Source organism: Mycobacterium sp. TY814 (genome assembly GCF_030755175.1).
Lineage (GTDB): Bacteria > Actinomycetota > Actinomycetes > Mycobacteriales > Mycobacteriaceae > Mycobacterium.
This window is the reverse complement of the sequence record NZ_JAUFRY010000003.1, coordinates 837,833-859,362: the sequence shown is the minus strand read 5'-3', so window position 1 is coordinate 859,362 and position 21,530 is coordinate 837,833. Positions and strand designations below refer to the sequence as shown.

Sequence of the window (21,530 nt, the reverse complement as noted above, 5' to 3'; positions counted from 1 at the left end):
GAGACCCTGCCGTCACGTGCGCGACGTGACTGTATCGCGCGTGACAATGGCCTTTCGCTTTGCAGAATCGCCTGCGAATCCCGGCGACTCGCCGCTAACATCGCGGCCTGGCAATAGTCCAAATCCGCATACGCCTTGCCTATACGCCAGGGTCGAATCCGGAGAACGCCAGCACGATGTTCAAGACCAAAATCGAATGCAGTGATAGTGGCGGCGTGGCCATTATTTCCCGGCAGCGGGCCGTAGTTCGAAACCCCGTCGCGTTCCGGAGTCGACCGCGCGTTGAGAGAGGTTCAGGCTGTGAATTTTTCTGTGTTGCCACCGGAGGTCAATTCGGCCCTGATTCTTGCCGGCGCGGGATCGCAGCCGATGCTGGCCGCCGCTGACGCCTGGGCGGAGTTGGCGGAAGAACTCAGTTCGGCAGCCGACTCCTTCGGGTCGGTGACGTCCGGACTGGTGGGTGGCGCGTGGCAAGGACCGTCGGCGATGGCGATGGCGACTGCGGCGGCACCGTTCGCGGGCTGGCTTTCGGCGACGGCCGCTCGAGCCGAACTCGCTTCCGCTCAAGCCGAGGCCATGGCGATCGAGTTCGAGGCGGTCCGGTCTGCGGTCGTCGAACCGGTGCTCGTAGCGGCGAACAGGTCCGGCCTGGTGTCACTGATTCTGTCAAACCTGTTCGGCCAGAATGCCCCTGCGATCGCAGCGACAGAAGCCGCCTACGAGGAGATGTGGGCGCTCGACGTGTCGGCCATGACCGCCTACCATGCCGGAGCTTCGGCGATCGCCTCGGCGCTGAGTCCCTTCAGCGCGCCCTTGGCGCAACTCGCCGGCATGCCGGCCCAGGTGGCCGCGGCACTGGGGAGCGCCTCCCCCGCGGCTGCCGAGACACTGGCCGTGAATCTAGGCGTCGGCAACGTCGGCGGCGGCAACGTAGGCAACGCCAACAACGGTCTCGGCAACATCGGCGGTGGCAACTTCGGCAACTCCAATTTCGGCTGGGCAAACTGGGGTGGAAACAACTTCGGTGCCGGGAACGCGGGGTCTGGTAACCAAGGCTTCGGCAACGTCGGCAGCCTTAACACCGGACTTGCCAACATCGGGCTTGGCAACATCGGCTTTGCGAATACCGGTACCGGCAATATCGGAATAGGACTCAGCGGCAATAACCAGATCGGTATCGGCGGGCTGAACTCCGGTATCGGCAACCTTGGCCTATTCAACTCCGGCAACGGCAACATCGGTTTCTTCAATTCCGGTAACGGTAATTTCGGCATCTTCAACTCGGGAGACGCCGGCACGGGCTTCTTCAATTCCGGCCAGGGCAATACCGGTTTCTTCAACTCGGGGTCCTTCAACACCGGCGCGTTCAACGCCGGTAGCGCCAACACGGGCACCCTGAACCCCGGCAGCTACAACATGGGCAACTACAACGTCGGCGGGTCCAATAGCGGTAGCTTCAACACAGGTGCGGCCAACACCGGCTGGTTCAATGGGGGCAGCATCAACACCGGCGCCTTCAACGTCGGGAATATGAATAACGGCCTGTTCAATACTGGGGATATGAACAACGGCGTATTCTATCGCGGCGTTGGTCAAGGAAGTCTGTCGTTCGCTATAACGACACCGGATATCACCTTGCCGCCCCTCAACATACCTGCGACGACGTTCTCCGGGTTCGATCTACCGGCGTTGTCGATTCCTGCCGTTTCGTTTCCGCCTTTGAATATTCCGGCTGGGACCGCTGTGGGTGCGTTTGATTTGCCGGTGTTGTCGGTTCCGTCGTTCACGATTCCGTCGTTCAGTATTCCGGCGGGGACGGCGCTGGGTGCGTTTGATTTGCCGGTGTTGTCGGTGCCGTCGTTGACGATTCCGTCGTTCAGTATTCCGGCGGGGACGGCGCTGGGTGCGTTTGATTTGCCGGTGTTGTCGGTGCCGTCGTTGACGATTCCGTCGTTCAGTATCCCGGCGGGGACGGCTCTGGGTGCCTTTGATCTGCCCACGTTGACGATTCCGTCGTTGAGCATTCCGGCGGGCACGGCGTTGGGTGCGTTTGATCTGCCGACGTTGACGGTGCCGTCGCTGACGATTCCGTCGTTCAGTATCCCGGCGGGCACGGCGTTGGGTGCTTTTGATCTGCCGACGCTGTCGGTGCCGTCGTTGACGATTCCGTCGTTCAGCATTCCGGCGGGGACGGCGTTGGGTGCGTTTGATCTGCCGTCGTTGACGGTGCCGTCGTTGAGCATTCCGGCGGGCACAGCCCTGGGTGCCTTTGATCTGCCGACGTTGACGGTGCCGTCGTTGACGATTCCGTCGTTCAGCATTCCGGCGGGTACGGCGTTGGGTGCCTTTGATCTGCCGTCGTTGACGATTCCGTCGTTGTCGATTCCGGCGGGGACGGCGTTGGGTGCGTTTGATCTGCCGACGTTGACGGTGCCGTCGCTGACGATTCCGTCGTTCAGTATTCCGGCGGGGACGGCGTTGGGTGCCTTCGATCTGCCGACGTTGACGGTGCCGTCGTTGACGATTCCGTCGTTCAGTATTCCGGCGGGTACGGCGTTGGGTGCCTTTGATCTGCCGTCGTTGACGGTGCCGTCGTTGTCGATTCCGGCGGGGACGGCGTTGGGTGCGTTTGATCTGCCGACGTTGACGGTGCCGTCGTTGACGATTCCGTCGTTCAGTATTCCGGCGGGTACGGCGTTGGGTGCCTTTGATCTGCCGTCGTTGACGGTGCCGTCGTTGTCGATTCCGGCGGGGACGGCGTTGGGTGCGTTTGATCTGCCGACGCTGACGGTGCCGTCGTTGACGATTCCGTCGTTCAGTATTCCGGCGGGGACGGCGTTGGGTGCGTTTGATCTGCCGACTCTGTCGGTGCCGTCGTTGACGATTCCGTCGTTGTCGATTCCGGCGGGGACGGCTCTGGGTGCGTTTGATCTGCCGTCGTTGACGGTGCCGTCGTTGTCGATTCCGGCGGGGACGGCGTTGGGTGCGTTTGATCTGCCGACTCTGTCGGTGCCGTCGTTGACGATTCCGTCGTTCAGTATTCCGGCGGGGACGGCTCTGGGTGCTTTTGATCTGCCGTCGTTGACGGTGCCGTCGTTGTCGATTCCGGCGGGCACGGCGTTGGGTGCGTTTGATCTGCCGACTCTGTCGGTGCCGTCGTTGACGATTCCGTCGTTCAGTATTCCGGCGGGGACGGCTCTGGGTGCTTTTGATCTGCCGACGTTGTCGGTGCCGTCGTTGACGATTCCGTCGTTGAGTATTCCGGCGGGGACGGCTCTGGGTGCTTTTGATCTGCCGACGTTGTCGGTGCCGTCGTTGACGATTCCGTCGTTGTCGATTCCGGCGGGGACGGCTCTGGGTGCGTTTGATCTGCCGACGTTGTCGGTGCCGTCGTTGACGATTCCGTCGTTGTCGATTCCGGCGGGGACGGCGTTGGGTGCGTTTGATCTGCCGACGCTGTCGGTGCCGTCGTTGACGATTCCGTCGCTGAACATTCCGCCGGGCACGGTAGTGACCGATTTCCAGCTGCCGCCAGTTGCGGTTCCCCCGGTGACGATCCCGTCGTTCACCATCCCGGCCGGTACCGCGTTGGGTGCGTTTGATCTGCCGACGTTGTCGGTGCCGTCGTTGACGATTCCGTCGTTGAGTATTCCGGCGGGGACGGCGTTGGGTGCTTTTGATCTGCCGACTTTGTCGGTGCCGTCCGTGACGATCCCACCATTGTCGATTCCGGCTGGTACCGCAGTGGGTGGTTTTGATTTGCCGGCCTTGACGGTGCCGTCGTTGACAATCCCTTCGGTTTCCATTCCCGCGGGAACGGCGTTGGGTTCGTTTAATCTGCCGACATTGTCGGTGCCGTCCGTGACGATCCCGTCTTTCGGTATTCCAGCTGGCGCCACTTTCGACACATTCACCCTGCCACCGTTTTCCGTACCGGCATTGACGATTCCTCCGATTACGCTGGCCGCGGGTGGCACCGTAGGTGCATTTAGCCTACCCGGACTGACCACGCAGCCCATTGTTGTTAATCCCATAAACGTCACATCGTTCAGTACTCCGGCAATTGAAGTAGCAGCGGGTAATTCTGGGTATATTCAATTTCCAACCGTAACTCTGCCTAGGGTTGAAATAAGAAATATATGGCTCGTAATACCGAATAACATTACGTTCTTGCAAACCGGTCAAGCATTTATAAATCCCCAAATTGGAAATGGGTTACCCGGTACCCAGGGTGAAGCCTTCGCGATCTTCGGGCCCATCAAGATCGATCCTTTCAGGGTCGATGGCTTCAGCTTCAGACTTCCCCAGTTGACGGTGTCAGGTTTCTCGCTTCCCGCGTTGACCTTGCCCCCGATCACGGTTCCTCCGATTAGCGCCAGCGGGTTCACGCTCCCCGCGATCACCACCCCGGCGATCACCACTCAGCAGATCGACGTAGGTGGGATCTACGTGGTCGGTTCCAGCCTTCCGGGAATCACGACCCCGGCTATCACCACCCCGGCGTTCAGCATCAACCCGATTGGCGTGGGCGCGTTCACGCTGCCGAACATCACCACGCCGGCATTTACCACTCCGCCGCTGGCGATCGATCCGATCGCGGTAGGCGCGCTGACCTTGCCCGCGATCACCACGCCGGCCATCACCACTCCGGCGTTGACGATCAACCCGATCGGTGTGGGCGCGCTGAATCTGCCCGATATCACCACTCCGGTGATTACCACTCCGGCGTTGACGATCAACCCGATCGGTGTGGGCGCGCTGAATCTGCCCGATATCACCACCCCGGTGATTACCACCCCGGCGCTCAACGTGCCCTCGATCTCGGTCGGCGGATTCAGCCTGCCGGGCATTACGACTCCGGCGATTACGACTCCGGCGTTGACGATCAATCCGATTGGTGTGTCGGCGTTCAACTTGCCGGACATCACGACTCCGGCGATTACGACTCCGGCGTTGACGATCAATCCGATTGGTGTGTCGGCGTTCAACTTGCCGGACATCACGACTCCGGCGATTACGACTCCGGCGTTGACGATCAATCCGATTGGTGTGTCGGCGTTCAACTTGCCGGACATCACGACTCCGGCGATTACGACTCCGGCGTTGACGATCAATCCGATTGGTGTGTCGGCGTTCAACCTGCCGGACATCACGACTCCGGCGATTACGACTCCGGCGTTGACGATCAACCCGATTGGCGTTGGGGCGTTTGCGCTGCCGGACCTCACCACGCCAGCCTTGACAATCCCGCCGATCAGTGTGGCCGGCTTTGCATTGCCGGCGATTACCACTCCGGCTATCACGACGCCTCCGTTGACGATCAGTCCGATCGGTGTGGGCGGGTTCACGTTGCCGGACATCACCACTCCGGCGTTGACGATCAACCCGATCGGTGTGGGTGGGTTCACGCTGCCGGACATCACGACTCCGGCGATCACAACTCCGCCGTTGACGATCAGTCCTATCGGCGTCGGCGGATTCGCACTGCCGGCGATCACGACTCCGGCGATCACGACCCCGCCGTTGACGATCAGTCCGATCGGCGTGGGTGGATTCACGTTGCCGGACATCACCACTCCGGCGTTGACGATCAACCCGATCGGCGTGGCTGGGTTCGCGCTGCCGGCGATTACGACTCCGGCGATCACGACGCCGCCGTTGACGATCAGTCCGATTGGTGTGGGTGGCTTTACGTTGCCGGACATCACGACTCCGGCGTTGACGATCAACCCGATCGGTGTGGGTGGGTTCACGTTGCCGGCGATTACGACTCCGGCGATCACGACGCCGCCGTTGACGATCAGTCCGATTGGTGTGGGTGGGTTCACGTTGCCGGACATCACGACTCCGGCGATCACGACGCCGCCGTTGACGATCAGTCCGATCGGTGTGGGTGGGTTCACGTTGCCGGACATCACGACTCCGGCCTTGACGATCAGTCCGATCGGTGTGGCTGGGTTCACGTTGCCGGACATCACGACTCCGGCGATCACGACGCCGCCGTTGACGATCAGTCCGATCGGCGTGGGCGGATTCGCGCTGCCGGCGATCACGACTCCGGCCTTGACGATCAGTCCGATCGGTGTGGGTGGTTTCACGTTGCCGGACATCACGACTCCGGCGATCACGACGCCGCCGTTGACGATCAGTCCGATCGGCGTGGGCGGATTTGCACTGCCGGCGATCACGACTCCGGCGATCACGACGCCGCCGTTGACGATCAGTCCGATCGGTGTGGGTGGGTTCACGTTGCCGGACATCACGACTCCGGCCTTGACGATCAGTCCGATCGGTGTGGGTGGTTTCACGTTGCCGGACATCACGACTCCGGCGATCACGACGCCGCCGCTGACGCTGGGTCCGATCGGTGTGGGTGGGTTCACGTTGCCGGACATCACGACTCCGGCGATCACGACGCCGCCGCTGACGCTGGGTCCGATCGGTGTGGGTGGGTTCACGTTGCCGGACATCACGACTCCGGCGATCACGACGCCGCCGTTGACACTCGGGCCCCTCGGATTGGGTGCGTTCACCCTGCCCGCAATCACCACCCAGGCGTTCACCACCCAGCCGTTCACCATCCCGCCGATCGGCTTGGCGTCATTCGCCACGCCGCCATTGACCATCCCGAGCATTCATCTGCCCAGCACCACCATCGCGGCCATCAACATCCCCGGCGGTCCCGGTTACCTCAACACGAGCGCCACTCCGTCATCGGGCTTCTTCAACAGCGGCGCGGGCGGAAGCTCGGGGTACGGCAACAACGGGTTGGGGCTCTCGGGCTGGTACAACAGCAACCCTGCTGGCGTCTTCGGAGGTTCGGGCTACCAGAACTACGGCAACCTCAACTCCGGCTTCTCGAATCTGGGTAGCGGCGTCTCAGGGATCGCCAACACCGGGGCGCTCGCGGTGACAAGTCTGTTGTCGGTCTTCACCAACATCAGCAACAGCCTCGCCGGATTGTTCAGCACCGCGGCCTGATCGACCTCGCCGAAGAGTCGGCCAATTTCACAGCGAAAGGGAAACAATGGAACCGCTCATGCTGCCACGTGGGTTCGCCGCCGCTCTGGCGGCGCTGGCGAGCGTCCTGCTCCGTGCGCACGACGCGAAGCCTGAGCCGGGGTGCAACAGGCTGGGCCGGTCGACTCTGTCGTCGTAGCGTTACCGGCGGACACCTAACCGTTCGGCTATGCGGTCGCCGCACAGGTACGCCGTCCCAAAGATCGGCAGGACTGGGGGACGGCACATCCTGTAATCGGAGGACAGGGTGATTCAACCCGGTTAGTGGCCGCTCAGCCGACAGACAGCAACGCCGCGCGACGGCAATCTGACTGGCATGTCCTCATTTGTGAACTGCCAGCCCGAACTGCTGAGCGCAGCCGCAGCCAACCTCGGTTCGATCGGCGCTGCGATGGACGCCGGCAACGCCGCCGCCGCTGCCCCTATCACCGGCGTGGTGCCGGCCGCCGCCGACGAGGTGTCGGCCCTGACAGCAGCACAGTTCGCTGCGCACGGCGCCATGTATCAGGCGGTCAGCGCTCAGGCGGCCGCGTTTCACGAGCTGTTCGTGAACACCCTGGCCGGCAACGCCGGCAGCTACGCGGACACCGAAGCCGCCAACGCGGTAGCGGTCGGCTGACACTCCGAAACACAGGCTTCGACTGGGTCTAGGTGTCATGGAATCTGTTGGCGGGCTTACGGTTTTGCCATCATCGGCGGCTTCGGGCCCGGCACTGAGCCATGCCGCCGTAGCGGCGTTGCCGGGCACCATGAGCAGTCTGATCACTACCTCGATCGGCAACCCGCCGACGGCCTGCTGGGCGGGCTTCCGTTGCCGGGCAATGACGGTCGGGCCGGTTCGACCGGCGCCACCACCCCAGACGGCATCGCGCCGCTGCGGGTCTTGCCGAGCCTCATCGGGTAGCTGCGAGTAGGTGACAGTGTCCACCGATCGGCCGGTTCCCCTCCGCCACTCTTGCGTCCGATCGGTGGAGTTATCGAACCGTGATCGTCCCTAACGTTCGGAGAGTGACGACAGCGGTGCCAGGTGCAGCCAACCTCCAGACTCTCGACGAGCCGATCGACTACCGCCGGGCGGTATGTGCCGGCGGCCTGCGGCCAACCCGAAAGGCCCGGGCCGCAAAGGCGTTGCGCAGCGCCCGGCTCCTGCGGCATCAGGTGCATGGGCAGCAAAGCCGCGATCGCTATCCGGCGGTCATCTGGTTGCTGCTGGGCGGCAACTTCGTGGTACGCGGCGCGGGTTTCGCCTACCCGTTCCTGGCCTACCACGTCGCCGGCCGCCACCACACCGCCGACGCGGTGGGTGCGGTGCTGGCCGCCTTCGGTGTGGGCTGGGCGATCGGCCAGTTGCTGTGCGGTTGGCTGGCCGACCGGATCGGGGCCCGCATGACCCTGGTGTCCACCATGTTGGTGGCCGGCACCGCGCTGGTCCTGATGGCGCAGGCGTGCAGCGTGCCCGCTCTCTTCTGCGGGGCGCTGATCACGGGCATCGTGTACGACGCACCGCGGCCGGTGTTGGGTGCTGCAATCACAGACCTGGTCCCCGACCCGGAACGGCGCGCCAAACTGGACGCCTTCCGCTTCGGCTGGGTCGTTAGCATCGGACGGGCCATCACCGGCGGGATCGGCGGCATGCTGGTCGGTGTCGTGGGGGTCCCGGTCCTGTTCTGGATCAACGCCGCCGGCTGCCTGACATTCGCCCTTGTCGCCGGATGCTGTATCCCGGGACGCCGTGGCCGAGGGGTGAAGGCGGCCGCGGGAGCGCGAGACATCAGTTATCGCAAAGCATTCGCCGATCACCGTCTTACATTGTTGTTCATCTCGAGTCTGGCCACGCTGATCGCGGTCCGCGGTCTGTACGCGGCCATTCCCATGCTGATGGCCGACCGCGGTCTGGGCGCCGGTCAATTCGGCTGGGCACAACTGACCAACGCGATGGCGGGCCTTGCACTGACCCCGGTGATCACCCCGTGGATCGGGAAGAAGGTGGCCGCCCGGTTCCAGCCGCGGCTCGACATCCTGGCTCTGGCCGGACTGTGGACCACAGTCAGCATGGGTTGGGCGGCTCTGGCTCACACCACTCTCGACTTCAGTCTGGCTACCGCCCTGTCCACCCCCGGCGAGGTGGCCTGGTTCGTCATCGCGGCCGGTGTCGTGCACCGGATCGCGCCGGCTGCCACCGGTGGCCGCTACCACGGGATCTGGTCGATGTCGGTGGCGGTGGCGTCGGTGATCGCTCCAATCCTCGCTTCCTACAGCCTGATCCATGGTGGTCACCAGCTCGTCGCGATCGTCACGGTGTCAGCCGGAGCGCTGGGCGCCGCCCTGTGCCTGCCGCTGGCCCGCACCCTGAGCGGCTCAACCTCCTGATTTTGTCCCCTGATCGGGGGACAGGCTTTCGTCACTCTTTGGGACCGATCGGAGGTACTGCCGGCACGCCGTTGCCTCTACCTTCAATTTCGTGACGACACCGGCGGCCACCGCAGTCCATGATCGGGTGCCCGACCACGCGCGCGAACAGGGCGTTCCGAGGGTGATCTGGCTGCTGCTGGCGGGAAACCTGGTGGTGCGGTCGGCGGCATTCGCCTACTCGTTCCTCGCGTATCACGTCGCGGGCCGCGGTTATGCCGCGGGCGCGGTGGGCGCCGTGCTGGCGGCGTACGGCATCGGCTGGACGGTGGGCCAACTGGTCACCGGGTGGCTGGTGGACCGCATCGGCGCTCGCGCCACCCTGGTGTCCACCATGTCGGTGGCGGCGACAGTGCTGCTGCTGATGGCCGAAGCGCGCTCCTTGCCGATGCTGCTGTCCGGCGCTCTGATCGCCGGTCTGGTCTGCGACGCCCCACGCCCGGTGCTCGGCGCCGCCATCACCGAACTGGTGACCGATCCGCGGCAGCGGGCTCGACTGGACGGCTGGCGGTTCGGTTGGGCGATCAATGTTGGTGCCGCCATCACCGGTGGAGTGGGCGGGCTGGTGGGGGGCTGGTGCGGTACCCCAGTGCTCTACTGGGTCAACGGCATCGCCTGCGCGGGCTTCGCCGTGTTGGCGGCCTGTTGCATTCCGCGCCGCACGTCGCGGGCCACACCCGGGCTCAACGTCAAAGACCGCTACCGGCAGGCGCTTTCAGACCACCGGTTGATGCTGCTGGTGGGTTCGAGCCTGGCGACCCTGACAGCGTTGATGGGCATTCTCGTCGCCGTGCCGATGCTGATGTCCGATTCCGGATTGGGCTCCGGCGCTTACGGTTTCGTGCAGTTTGTCAATGCCCTGGCGGTGGTGGTGCTGACGCCCGTGCTCACGCCGTGGCTGAGTGCGCGACTGGCGAACGGTCCGAGGCTGGACATCCTCGCGGTCGCCGGCGCGTGGTTGGCGCTGTGCATGGCAGCGGTGACGCTCGCGCACACCACAGCGGTTTTCGCCGTGACCACGGCCGCCTGCTCACCCGCCGAGATCGCCTGGTTCGTCGTCGCCGCCGGCGTCGTGCACCGCATCGCACCCGTCGCCAATAGCGGCCTTTATCAAGGAATCTGGTCGATGACCGCCGCCGCCGCGTCGATCGTCGCACCAATCCTGGTGACATGCGCACTGCCGCATGGCGGGCGTCCGGTGCTGGCGGTCGCCATCGTCGTGGTCGGACTGCTCGGCGCGGCATCCTGCTCACCACTGGCGCGTTCGGTTTCCGGCCCGAACGAGCGCTGAGTAAGGTGTTTCGGTGGCATTCGCCAGCGACGCGGAACTCGACCGGGTGCGCAGCATTCACCAACTGCGCTCCTACCGAGTCGTAGCCGTCCTCCGGGTTGGTGTGCTGGCCTTCGTGGTCGGTGCCATGGTCGTGGCCGCACCCCCGTACGAATGGGGTAGCCATATCGCCTTGATCAGCCTCTACGCTTTCGCCACGGTGTCGGCCCTGATACTGGCGTTCACGCGGTTCGACCGACTCGGTATGGGCCGCTTCGGGATAGGTCGACTGGAACCCTTCGCGTTCACGGTCATCGACGTCATCGTGCTGACGGCCCTGCAGTTCATCTCCAGCGACGGGATCTATCCGCTGCTGATTATGATCCTGCTGCCCGTGCTGGTGGGCGTCGACATGTCGACCCGGCGGGCCGCGGCGATACTGGCCTTCACCGTGGTCGGGTTCGCCCTGGCCAGCGTCCAGGACCACCTGCAGAAGCGGGCGATCGGGTGGTCGGACACCGTGTTCCTGTTCGGGCTCTACGCGTTCATGTGCGTCGCCGCGTTGGTGACGGTGCGCATCGAAGAACGCCATGCCCGTTCGATCGCCGGGCTGAGCGCACTGCGCGAGGAACTGCTGGGGCAGACGATGACCGCCTCGGAGGTGCTGCAGCGCCGGATCTCGGAGTCCATCCACGACGGTCCGCTGCAGGACGTGCTGGTGGCGCGTCAGGAGCTCATCGAGTTGCAACTCGACGACCCCGATGACGACCGGGTCACTCGTGCGCTGACCGGGTTGCAGAGCGCGTCGGAACGCCTGCGGCAGGCCACATTCGAGCTGCATCCGGCTGTGCTCGAGCAGGTCGGGCTGGGGGCGGCGGTCGAGCAGCTGGCCGGATTCACCGCCAAGCGCTCGGGCATCGAGGTGGCCACGGACATCGACTATCCGATTCGCAATGATGTCGACCCGATCGTCTTCGGTGTGGCACGGGAGTTGCTGTCCAACGTGGTGCGCCACTCCCGGGCCTCCCACGCCTGGGTCACGCTGGGCATCACCGACGACATGTGCGTGTTGAACGTGGCCGACGACGGGGTGGGGGTCAACAGTGACACCATGGCGCGCCGCCTGGGGGAAGGACACATCGGCCTGGCGTCGCACCGGACCCGCGTCGAAGCCGCCGGCGGCGCCTTCGTCTTTCTGGAAGCGGCCAGCGGTACCCGCGTCTGCGTGCAGGTGCCGCTGAAGAAATGACTGCGGTGTGCGCCGCCGTGCTCAGTCGAGCAGCTTCTGGCGCATCGCTTCGGCTACCGCCGCGGCGCGGTCACTGACGCCGAGTTTCTCGTACAGGCGCTGCACATGCGTTTTCACCGTCGAGGGCGCCACATACAGTTCGGCAGCGATCGCCGGAATGCTCTGGCCGCGGGCGATGCGGTTGAGCACTTCGCGTTCCCGCGCGCTGAGCACCGGAGCACTGGGGGCCGCGCGCTGACGGATCTCCCCGGCCAGCCCGCCGACCAGCGACGGGGCCACGACATCTCGGCCCTTGGCGCAGTCGAGCACCGCCTTGACGATCTCGGTGCGCGTCGAATCCTTGAGCAGAAAACCGGCGGCTCCCTGCTGCAGCGCCTGGTACACGATCGCCGATTCGTCGTGCGCCGAAATCAACAGGACCCGGGTCGGCAAGTCGCAATTGCGCACCGCGGCCGCCACCTGCGCCCCGTCCATGCCCGGCATGCGGTAATCGAGCAGGGCGACATCGGGTTTGTGCGCCTTGATCAACTCGAGTGCGGCCGAACCGTCGTCGGCCTCGCCGACCACATTCACCGAACCGCTCAGTGAGAGCGCGCGCACCACGCCCTCGCGGAATAACGGGTGATCGTCACCGACCACCACACGGACCTTCTCAGAGGCCGCAGTGCCGACCATGGCGAAAGTGTAGCGGCTGCCCGCAATGATCCGTTTACATTTGTACATTTGGCTACCTCCGCGGCGTGGCAGCCCTTCGGGTGCCGGTGAGTACGGTGTTCCTGTGGCGACCAGTGACGTCGAACTGGACCGGGTGCGCAGAGTGCACCGGTTGCGCTCGTACCGGATCGCCTCGGTGCTGCGCGTCGGGGTCGTCGCGCTGATGATCGCCGCCATGGTCATCGGCACCCGCCGGTCTGAGTGGGCTCAGCAAAGCGTCCTGATCGGCCTCTACGCCGGAATCGCACTGTGCTCGCTGGTGTTGGCTTTCGCGCCCTCGCGTGCCTGGGTCGGCATGGGGCCCCTGGTCGGAATGCGCCGGCTGGAACCTTTCGCTTTCACCGCCATCGACGTGGTGGCGTTGACGGGTTACCAGATGCTGTCCACCGACGGGATTTATCCGCTGCTGATCATGACCTTGTTGCCGGTACTGGTGGGCCTCGATGTGTCGACGCGGCGGGCGGCGGTGGTGCTGGCCTTCACCCTGGTGGGATTCGCCCTGGCTGTCGTCCAGGATCCGGTGATGGTCAGGGCGATCGGCTGGCCCGAAGCCGTCTTCCGGTTCGCCCTGTACGGGTTCCTGTGTGGTACCGCGCTGGTCGTGGTGCGCATCGAGGAACGCCACGCGCACTCGGTCGCCGGCCTGAGCGCGCTGCGCGAGGAGTTGTTGGCGCAGACGATGACCGCCTCTGAAGTGCTGCAGCGCCGCATCTCGGAGTCCATCCACGACGGGCCGCTGCAGGATGTGCTCGCCGCGCGTCAGGAACTCATCGAGCTGGAGCTCGACCACCCCGACGACGACCGGGTGAGCCGGGCGCTGGCGGGTCTGCAGAGCGCGTCAGAACGCTTGCGGCAGGCCACTTTCGAATTGCACCCGGCCGTGCTCGAGGAGGTCGGGCTGGGAGCAGCGGTGGAGCAGCTGGCCGGATTCACCGCCAAGCGCTCGGGCATCAAGGTCACCACCGACATCGACTACCCGATTCGCAACGCGATCGACCCGATCGTATTCGGTGTGGTGCGAGAGCTGTTGTCCAACGTGGTGCATCATTCCCGGGCGGAGAACGCCTCGGTGATGCTCGGTATCACCGACGAGATGTGCGTATTGACCGTCGGCGACGACGGGGTGGGGGTCAACGGCGAGACCATGGCGCGGCGGCTGGGAGAGGGGCACATCGGTCTGGCCTCGCACCGCGCCCGGGTGGACGCCGCGGGCGGCACCTTCGTGTTCCTCGAAGCCCCCACCGGCACGCACGTGTGTGTCGAGGTGCCCCTCAAGCCTTGACAGACTCGCCTTCGCAAAAATTGCGCGCGGCCGCATAACCGGCCCGGTACCCGAAAACCATTGCCGGGCCCAATGTTCCGCCGGCGCCGCCATAGGCCCGGCCGGTTGCCCCGGCCATCGCGTTGCCCGCGGCGAACAGGCCGGGAATGGGTTGGCCGCTCACGTGCAACACCCGGCCGTCGGGGTCGGTCCGCGGACCGCCCTTGGTTCCCATGGACCCCACGCATACAGGTACGGCATAGAACGGGGCGGTGTCGATGGGCCCCAACGTCTTTCCGGCCAGGGTGGTAGCACGGTCATCCCCCCAGTAGCCGTCGTAGGCACTGGAACCACGCCCGAAATCGGGGTCCGCGCCGGCGGCGACGTCACGGTTCCACCGGTCGACGGTGCGGGTCAGCCCGGCCGCGTCGATGCCGGTCTTGGTGGCCAGCTCGGCGAGATCGGCTGATTCGCAGAACCAGTCCGGGACCGCTTGCCCCGGCGCGACACCGAGGAATCCGTAGCTGCGCAGGTGAACCGAGTCGAATACCATCCACGCGCGATCATTCACGTAGCCGCCTCGCGGATCCAGATAGTGGAAGGCGCCGGCCATCGAGTTGTACTCGCCGGCCTCGTTGACGAACCGCAGCCCGGCGCGGTTGACGATGATGCTGCGGGGGCGGGTGCGCTCCAGCCGCACACTGCGGCTGCGCTGCCTGCCGTCGATGGTGTCTCCGGGGATGCGCACGATCGGCACCCACCAGGCCTCGCCCATGTTGGCCAGGTCGGCGCCCAGCGCCATCGCCATCCGCAGCCCGTCGCCGGTGTTGTTCGGCGGTGACACGGCACCGTGCATGGGTCCGCGCAGAAAAGCTTTGACCAGCAACGGATCCCATTCGAAACCGCCGGTGCCGAGGATGACGCCGCAGCGCGCGCCGACGTCCATACTCTGTTCGGGACCGGTGATCCGGACGCCGGTGACGGTTCCGTCGCGCACGATGAGTTCGGTGGCCCGGGAGCTTGCGCACGGTGCCACCCCGACGTCCAACAGACCCTTGAGCAGGCCCGCGATCAGCGCGGTGCCCGCCACACACAGGTCGCCGGAACGCTCGATGTCGGCGTGCAGGCGCGCCCTCGTCTCGGCGTCGAACCCGACGTTGGACCAGTCGGCGGGGAACGCGGTGATGCGGTCGGCCCAGTCGCCGATCCGGCTCAGATCGAACGGGGCCGCGCTCAGCGAACGGCCGCCGCACGGTTGCCCCCCCGGCAGTTCGGGCTGGTAGTCGGGAAAGCCGTCGGCGATCTCGAAGCGCAGGCCGCTGTACTGCTCCACGAAGTCGAGCATCGACGGTCCGGTCCGCACGAACGTCTCGACCAGCGTGTCGTCCATGGACCCGAAGGACTGCGCGCGCAAGTACTGCAACGCGTCATCCACCGTCAATTCTCCTGCTGGACAACGGTTATGCGCCGGAATCCAGGCAATGCCGCCGGACACCGCGGTGGTGCCCCCGATGGTCGCCGACTTCTCGAACACGCCCACCGTGGCTCCCGCGACCGCGGCCGTCAGCGCGGCCGTGAGGCCGGCGCCGCCGCTGCCGAGCACGACGACGTCGTATTCGTGGTCCCAGTTCTCACCCTGCCGCATACCCGAAAGTCCTCTCAGCTCAGCAGCGCGGACAACTGCCCCGCGGCGCTGACGACCGCGTCCTTGCCGCGCATCACCACGTCCTCGCGGTGGGAGATCAGATTGATGCACGTCGGCGGCGCCGGCACCGGACGGCGGACCGGCACCGCAAGCCCGTAGGTGTTCGGCTCGATCTCACCGTGGGTGGTGACCCACCCGCGCTGGCGTGCCTCGGTCACCAGGGCCCGCTCACCCGGCCGCGGCGGCATGCTCGCCAGCAGCGCGATCCCGGCCGCGCCGCGGTCCAGCGGGTAGCGGCTGCCCTCGTGGAACGCGAGCTGATAGGCGACCTGCGTCGGCACGATCACCGCGATTGCCACCTGCTCGTCGCCTTCGGCGACCAACAGCGACACCGTGGTGCCCAGTTTGTCTGCCAGCGAGCGCAGCGTCGGCAGGCAGAGTTGTCGCACGTTGTGGTCGAAAGACGCGCCCAGGGTCGCCAGGCCCGCGGCCGGCCGGAAGCGGCCGTCGTCGCCCTTGGAGACCAGCCGGAACTCCACCAGGGTGGCCAGCAACCGGTAGGCGATGGTGCGGTGCACTCCGACCTGGTCGGCGACTTCCTGCATGGTCAGCCCCGTCGGGGAGGCCGCCACGAGTTGCAGCGCCGTCAGGCCTCTGGCCAGCGTCTGGGAACCCGTCATGGTCTTGACAGACCATCCGGCGAGAGCCAAGCTCTATATATAACGCACATCAATGTGCGATATTAGCACACATAATGTGTCAAAAACGAGAACCGTATTTCCGCCGGAAGGAATCGTGACCGAGTTCGAAAGCGTGTGGAGCGATCTGCAGGGAGTCGCTTTCTCGCAGGGCTACCTGGACGCCGACGGCGTGCGGACCCGCTATCTGCGGGCGGGCGAGCCGGACCGGCCGGTGCTGATCCTGTTGCACGGTTCCGGCGGGCACGCGGAGGCCTACATCCGCAACCTGGCCGCGCACGCCGAGCACTTCTGGACCTGGTCGATCGACATGCTGGGCCACGGGTACACCGACAAGCCGGGACATCCGCTGGAGGTCGGCCACTACGTCGACCACCTGATGGCGGTGGTGCGCACGATCGGGGCCGACCGCATCCATCTGAGCGGCGAGTCTCTGGGCGGCTGGGTGGCCGCCCGCGCGGCCATCGACCACCCGGACGTCATCGACCGGCTGGTGCTCAACACCGCGGGTGGCTCGCAGGCCGACCCGGTGGTAATGAAGCGGATCATCACGCTGTCCATGGCCGCTGCCGAGGACCCGACCTGGGAGACCGTGCAGGCACGGATCAAATGGCTGATGGCGGACAAGTCGAAGGATTACGACGACTTGGTCGCCAGCCGGCAACGCATCTACCGGCAGCCCGGCTTCGTATCGGCGATGCGCGACATCATGGCGCTGCAGGACCCGGAGATCCGGGCCCGAAACCTGTTGGGGCCGACCGACTACGGCGCCATCTCCGCGCCCACGCTGGTGCTGTGGACCAGCGATGATCCCACCGCCGACGTGCCCGAGGGGCGCCGCATGGCGTCGATGATCCCCGGTGCCCGCTTCGAGGTGATGGCGGGTTGCGGTCACTGGCCCCAGTACGAGGACGCCAAGACGTTCAACCGCCTCCACCTCGAATTCCTGCTGGGCCGCTGATGGGCGGGCATGACGGCCAAGGGCCGCAGCAATATGACGTACTCGTCGTCGGTGCCGGACCGGTCGGACTGACGCTGGCGAATATCCTTGGCCTGCAGGGGGTCCGGACGTTGGTGGCCGAGGAACGCTCGAGCCTGATCGACTATCCCCGCGGGGTGGGGCTGGATGACGAGGGCCTGCGCACCTTTCAGTCCATCGGGCTGGTGGACCAGGTCCTGCCGCACACCGTCCCCAACCAGATCCTGCGGTTCTACGACGCCAAGCGCCGGGTGCTCGCCGAGATGGCGCCGCCGGACTCGCGATTCGGCTGGCCCAAGCGCAACGGGTTCGTGCAGCCGCTGGTGGACGCCGAACTGCTGCGCGGGCTGGACCGATTCGACCATGTCGAGGTGCGGTGGAACAGCCCGCTGGTGATCTGCAGCCAAGACGACGACGTGGTGTGCGCCCAACTCGACGGCGAGCATCCGTCGATGGTGCGGGCACGGTACGTCGTCGGCTGCGACGGGGGGCGCAGCATCACCCGCAGCATGATGGGCGTTTCCTTCGACGGAACCACGTCGCCGACCAGGTGGCTGGTGGTCGACATCGCCAACGACCCGCTGGGTCACCCGAACAGCGAGGTCGGCGCCGACCCGGAACGACCGTATGCCTCGATCTCCATTGCACACGGAATTCGCCGCTTCGAGTTCATGATTCACGCCGACGAGACCGACGAGCAGGCCGAAGACCCGGCGTTCCTGCGGCAGATGCTGGCGCGCATGGTGCCCTATCCGGAACGCGTCGAGGTCATCCGCCGCCGCGTCTACACCCACCACTCGCGGATCGCCGGTGCTTTCCGCAATGGCCGGATGATGCTGGCGGGGGACGCGGCACATCTGATGCCGGTCTGGCAGGGGCAGGGCTACAACAGCGGCATCCGCGACGCCGCCAATCTCGGGTGGAAGCTGGCCGCGGTAGTGCGGGGCCGGGCCGCTGATGGGCTGCTGGACACCTACGACATGGAACGGCGCAAGCATGCCCGGGCGATGATCGACCTGTCCACCATGGTGGGCAAGGTCATCTCGCCGACCAACCGCCGGGTCGCCAGAGCACGCGATGCGGTCATCCGTTCAGCCTCAATTGTGCCGTCCCTCAAGCGGTATGTGCTGGAGATGAGGTTCAAGCCGATGCCCCGCTACGAGCACGGCGCGGTGGCTCACCCGGCCGGCGCGGCACCGCGGCCGGGCTCGCCGACCGGCACGCTGTTCATTCAGCCCCGGGTCGACACCCGCACCCGGCGCGACGTGCTGCTCGATGATGTGCTCGGCAGCTGGTTCGCCGTGCTGTGCTGGAACAACAACCCGCGCAAGATCCTCGGCGAGCGCGCCTTTCACGACTGGAAAGCGCTGGGGGCACGTTTCGTTGCGCTGCGCCCGTCGACGCAGTTGAGCTGGACCGGCCAGGACGACCCCGACGTGGTGGTCGTCGGGGACCGCGCCGGCCACCTCAAAGCCTGGTTCGACGATCACGAAGAGTCGGTGGTGTTCCTGCGTCCCGACCGGTGCATCGCCGGGGCGTGCATCGCCCAGCGATCGCCCGAATTGAGCACCGCGCTGATCGACGCCCTGTCCCTGACGCCGGGAGGGGGTGAATCGGACAGTGCCACTGGCTCTTTGCTGTATGTCCCACAGCCCGCTGCTGAATCTACCGGGGCCGCCGCAGGATCTGCTTGACGACGTCGACGCCGCGATCACCAAGGCCCGAGACTTCGTCACCGCCTTCGACCCCGAACTGGTCGTCGTCTTCGCCCCGGACCACTACAACGGCTTCTTCTACAAGGTGATGCCGCCGTTCTGTATCGGATTGCGGGCCGATGCCGTCGGTGACTACGGCACCTACGCGGGCCCGCTGCCCGTCGCGGAGGGCGCCGCAGGCCAGTGCGCGACGGCGGTGCTCGATGCCGGCGTCGACATTGCGGTGTCGGCCGGGATGGATGTCGATCACGGCACCGTCCAGCCGCTGGAGAAGCTCTTCGGTTGTGCCACTGCCCGACCCGTCATTCCGGTCTTCGTCAACGCTGTCGCGGAGCCGCTGGGCCCCCTGCATCGTTGCCGGGCACTGGGTGCCGCCGTCGGCAGTTTCCTGGCCACCCTGGACCAGCGGGTGCTGGTGCTCGGATCGGGCGGGCTGTCCCACAGCCCCCCGGTACCGACTCTGGCGACCGCCGCACCGGCCCAGATGCAACGGATCGTGCACGGCCAACCCATGACCACCGAACAGCGCCAGGCCCGGCAGGCCCAGGTGATCGAGGCGGCCAGGAGCTTCGCCGGCGGTGCCGGAGATCTGCAGCCGCTCAACCCCGCCTGGGACCAGCGTTTCCTCGACATCCTCGACAGCGGGCACCTGGACGAGCTCGATCAGTGGTCGAACGCGTCCGTGACCCGTGAAGGGGGCAGCTCCGCGCATGAAATCCGCACCTGGATAGCGGCTTTCGCGGCCCTGGCGACGGCGGGCCCGTACCGCACCACGGTCCGGTATTACCGACAGGCTCCAGACCTGATCGCCGGCTTCGCCATCCGGACGGCGGTGGCGGCCTGATGACCTCGTTCGAAAACTTCGACAGCGTGGTGGACGTGCTGATCGTCGGTTCCGGGGCAGGCGGCATGACGGCCGCACTGACCGCGGCGTCCTGCGGTCTCGATGCCCTGGTCATCGAGAAGTCGCCCCAGTTCGGTGGTTCCACCGCCCTGTCGGGCGGCGGCATCTGGGTGCCCGGTGCGCCCGCGCAGCGGCGGGCCGGCTACGCGCCGTCACCGGAGGCGACGGTCCGCTATCTGCAACAGATCACCGAGGGCCTGGTGAGCGAGGCACGGATCCGGCAGTACGTCGAATCGGCACCGCAGATGCTCGAGTTCCTGGAAGGACTCAGCCCCTGGCTCGAATTCGTCTGGAAGCCGGGCTATGCCGACTACTACCCGGAACTGCCGGGTGGCTCCGAACTCGGCAGCACCATCAACGTGCCGCCGATCGACCTGAGGGAACTCGGCGACGACGAGCCCACGCTGCTGCAGCCGCTGGCGCTGGCCCCCAAGGGGATATGGCTGGGACCCAAGGAGTTGCGTTCCTTCTACCGGATCAGGCAGTCATGGGCAGGCAAAGCCGTTCTGGTGAAGCTGATTTCGCGGATGGTGCGGGCCCGGGTGTTCGGCGAACGAATCGCTGCCATTGGGCAGTCCCTGGCCGCGCGACTACGGCTGGCGATGACGCAGCGCGATATCCCGCTGTGGCTGGACACGCCGATGTGTGACCTGGTCACCGACGCTGACGGGTCGGTCATCGGCGCGTCGGTGCGCCGCGGCGGCAGCCGGCATCTGATCGGGGCGCGCCGCGGGGTGATCCTGGCCTCCGGCGGCTTCGACCACGACATGGCCTGGCGCAAAGAGCATCAACCGGTGGTGGAGCAGGATTGGAGCTTCGGCAACCCGGCAGCCATGGGTGACGGTATCCGGGCCGGGCGGAAAGTCGGCGCCGCCGCGGACCTGCTCGACGAAGCGTGGTGGTTTCCCGCCATCCAATGGCCGGACGGGCGAATGCAATTCATGCTCAACGAGCGGATGATGCCCGCGCAGTTCATCGTCAACGGCGACGGCAAGCGTTTCATCAACGAAGCGGCGCCGTACATGGACTTCGGTCACGCCATGATCGCGGGCCACAAGTCCGGTGTCACGCACATCCCGTGCTGGCTCATCACCGATCACCGCTCCTTTAACCGTTATGTCGTCGGCGGGCACCTGCCGATACCGAAAATTCCCGGGGCGCCGGTGCCCACCGGACGCAAGGTTCCGAAGGCATGGCTGGAGTCCGGTGTCGTCAAAGCTGGATCCAGCTGGGAGGAACTCGCGGCCAAGATCGAGGTGCCGGCGGCCCAATTGCGGTCCACCGCAGACCGGTTCAACGAACTCGCCCGCGCCGGACACGACGACGACTTCAACCGCGGCGACAGTGTCTACGACAATTACTACGGCGACCCCACCCTGCCCAACCCCAACCTGTATCCGCTGGGCGGCCCGCCGTACTACGCGTTCCGCATCGTGCCCGGCGACCTCGGCACCTCCGGGGGCCTACGCACCGACGAGTTCGCCCGAGTGCTGCGTCCCGACGACACGGTGGTGGCGGGGCTCTACGCGGTAGGCAACACCTCGGCGCCGGTCATGGGCCGCAGCTACGCCGGTGCGGGGGCGACCATCGGGCCCGCCATGACCTTCGGCTTCGTCGCGGCCAAACATCTTGCAGCACAGACCCTTAATTCTCATAGGAGGTAGTC

Annotated in this window: 13 protein-coding genes; 10 read left to right on the top strand and 3 right to left on the bottom strand. The window is 65.8% G+C overall.

All coding sequences use genetic code 11. The annotated features are described in order from the left end of the window. The first annotated feature begins 300 nt into the window (after positions 1-300). From QXH22_RS25180 to QXH22_RS25160, 5 genes are all read left to right on the top strand, one after another. On the top strand, positions 301-6,981 hold the full coding sequence (locus QXH22_RS25180) for a PPE domain-containing protein (protein WP_306277344.1): 6,681 nt from the start codon (positions 301-303) through the stop codon (positions 6,979-6,981). 355 nt (positions 6,982-7,336) lie between these two features. Further along, complete coding sequence (locus tag QXH22_RS25175) at positions 7,337-7,639, top strand: PE family protein (RefSeq protein WP_306246332.1); 303 nt, start codon at positions 7,337-7,339, stop codon at positions 7,637-7,639. Positions 7,640-8,148: 509 nt separating this feature from the next. After that, the gene (locus QXH22_RS25170; RefSeq protein ID WP_306277379.1) at positions 8,149-9,390 is read left to right on the top strand and encodes an MFS transporter; all 1,242 of its coding nucleotides are present in this window, start codon (positions 8,149-8,151) and stop codon (positions 9,388-9,390) included. Positions 9,391-9,517: 127 nt separating this feature from the next. Continuing rightward, entirely contained in the window at positions 9,518-10,720 is a 1,203-nt protein-coding gene (locus QXH22_RS25165) for an MFS transporter (protein WP_306246508.1), read from the top strand. 13 nt (positions 10,721-10,733) lie between these two features. After that, positions 10,734-11,948, top strand: a complete 1,215-nt coding sequence (locus tag QXH22_RS25160) for a sensor histidine kinase (protein ID WP_306246329.1) — start codon at positions 10,734-10,736, stop codon at positions 11,946-11,948. 21 nt (positions 11,949-11,969) lie between these two features. Here QXH22_RS25160 and narL read toward each other — a convergent pair whose 3' ends face one another. After that, a complete protein-coding gene (gene narL, locus QXH22_RS25155; RefSeq protein WP_306246327.1) occupies positions 11,970-12,623 on the bottom strand; it encodes a two-component system response regulator NarL in 654 nt (217 codons plus the stop codon). 103 nt (positions 12,624-12,726) lie between these two features. On the opposite strand from narL, the gene QXH22_RS25150 reads away from it, so the two are divergent. Then, the gene (locus QXH22_RS25150) at positions 12,727-13,944 is read left to right on the top strand and encodes a sensor histidine kinase (RefSeq protein ID WP_306246325.1); all 1,218 of its coding nucleotides are present in this window, start codon (positions 12,727-12,729) and stop codon (positions 13,942-13,944) included. Here the strand turns inward: QXH22_RS25150 and QXH22_RS25145 are convergent. After that, positions 13,934-15,568, bottom strand: a complete 1,635-nt coding sequence (locus tag QXH22_RS25145; RefSeq protein WP_306277343.1) for an FAD-dependent oxidoreductase — start codon at positions 15,566-15,568, stop codon at positions 13,934-13,936. The two genes, QXH22_RS25150 and QXH22_RS25145, sit on opposite strands and share 11 nt — an antisense overlap. A 14-nt stretch (positions 15,569-15,582) precedes the next feature. Then, on the bottom strand, positions 15,583-16,248 hold the full coding sequence (locus QXH22_RS25140) for an IclR family transcriptional regulator (protein WP_306277342.1): 666 nt from the start codon (positions 16,246-16,248) through the stop codon (positions 15,583-15,585). Between the two features lie 115 nt (positions 16,249-16,363). On the opposite strand from QXH22_RS25140, the gene QXH22_RS25135 reads away from it, so the two are divergent. From QXH22_RS25135 to QXH22_RS25120, 4 genes are read left to right on the top strand one after another with little or no spacing between them, the layout of a single operon-like run. After that, complete coding sequence (locus QXH22_RS25135) at positions 16,364-17,227, top strand: alpha/beta fold hydrolase (protein ID WP_306246319.1); 864 nt, start codon at positions 16,364-16,366, stop codon at positions 17,225-17,227. After that, on the top strand, positions 17,227-18,939 hold the full coding sequence (locus QXH22_RS25130; RefSeq protein WP_306277341.1) for a bifunctional 3-(3-hydroxy-phenyl)propionate/3-hydroxycinnamic acid hydroxylase: 1,713 nt from the start codon (positions 17,227-17,229) through the stop codon (positions 18,937-18,939). The genes QXH22_RS25135 and QXH22_RS25130 overlap by 1 nt, the downstream gene beginning before the upstream one ends. After that, a complete protein-coding gene (locus tag QXH22_RS25125; protein ID WP_306277340.1) occupies positions 18,887-19,804 on the top strand; it encodes a 3-carboxyethylcatechol 2,3-dioxygenase in 918 nt (305 codons plus the stop codon). Before QXH22_RS25130 ends, QXH22_RS25125 begins: the two co-directional genes overlap by 53 nt. Continuing rightward, positions 19,804-21,528, top strand: a complete 1,725-nt coding sequence (locus QXH22_RS25120; protein WP_306277339.1) for an FAD-binding protein — start codon at positions 19,804-19,806, stop codon at positions 21,526-21,528. The genes QXH22_RS25125 and QXH22_RS25120 overlap by 1 nt, the downstream gene beginning before the upstream one ends. Positions 21,529-21,530 lie beyond the last annotated feature (2 nt).

What these genes read in the sequence shown, in the direction of transcription:
- QXH22_RS25175 (WP_306246332.1), top strand. Translation starts at nt 7,337, where the DNA reads ATGTCCTCATTTGTGAACTGCCAGCCCGAACTGCTGAGCGCAGCCGCA.
- QXH22_RS25140 (WP_306277342.1), bottom strand. Translation starts at nt 16,248, where the DNA reads ATGACGGGTTCCCAGACGCTGGCCAGAGGCCTGACGGCGCTGCAACTC.
- QXH22_RS25145 (WP_306277343.1), bottom strand. Translation starts at nt 15,568, where the DNA reads ATGCGGCAGGGTGAGAACTGGGACCACGAATACGACGTCGTCGTGCTC.
- QXH22_RS25120 (WP_306277339.1), top strand. Translation starts at nt 19,804, where the DNA reads ATGACCTCGTTCGAAAACTTCGACAGCGTGGTGGACGTGCTGATCGTC.
- QXH22_RS25130 (WP_306277341.1), top strand. Translation starts at nt 17,227, where the DNA reads ATGGGCGGGCATGACGGCCAAGGGCCGCAGCAATATGACGTACTCGTC.
- QXH22_RS25125 (WP_306277340.1), top strand. Translation starts at nt 18,887, where the DNA reads ATGTCCCACAGCCCGCTGCTGAATCTACCGGGGCCGCCGCAGGATCTG.
- narL (WP_306246327.1), bottom strand. Translation starts at nt 12,623, where the DNA reads ATGGTCGGCACTGCGGCCTCTGAGAAGGTCCGTGTGGTGGTCGGTGAC.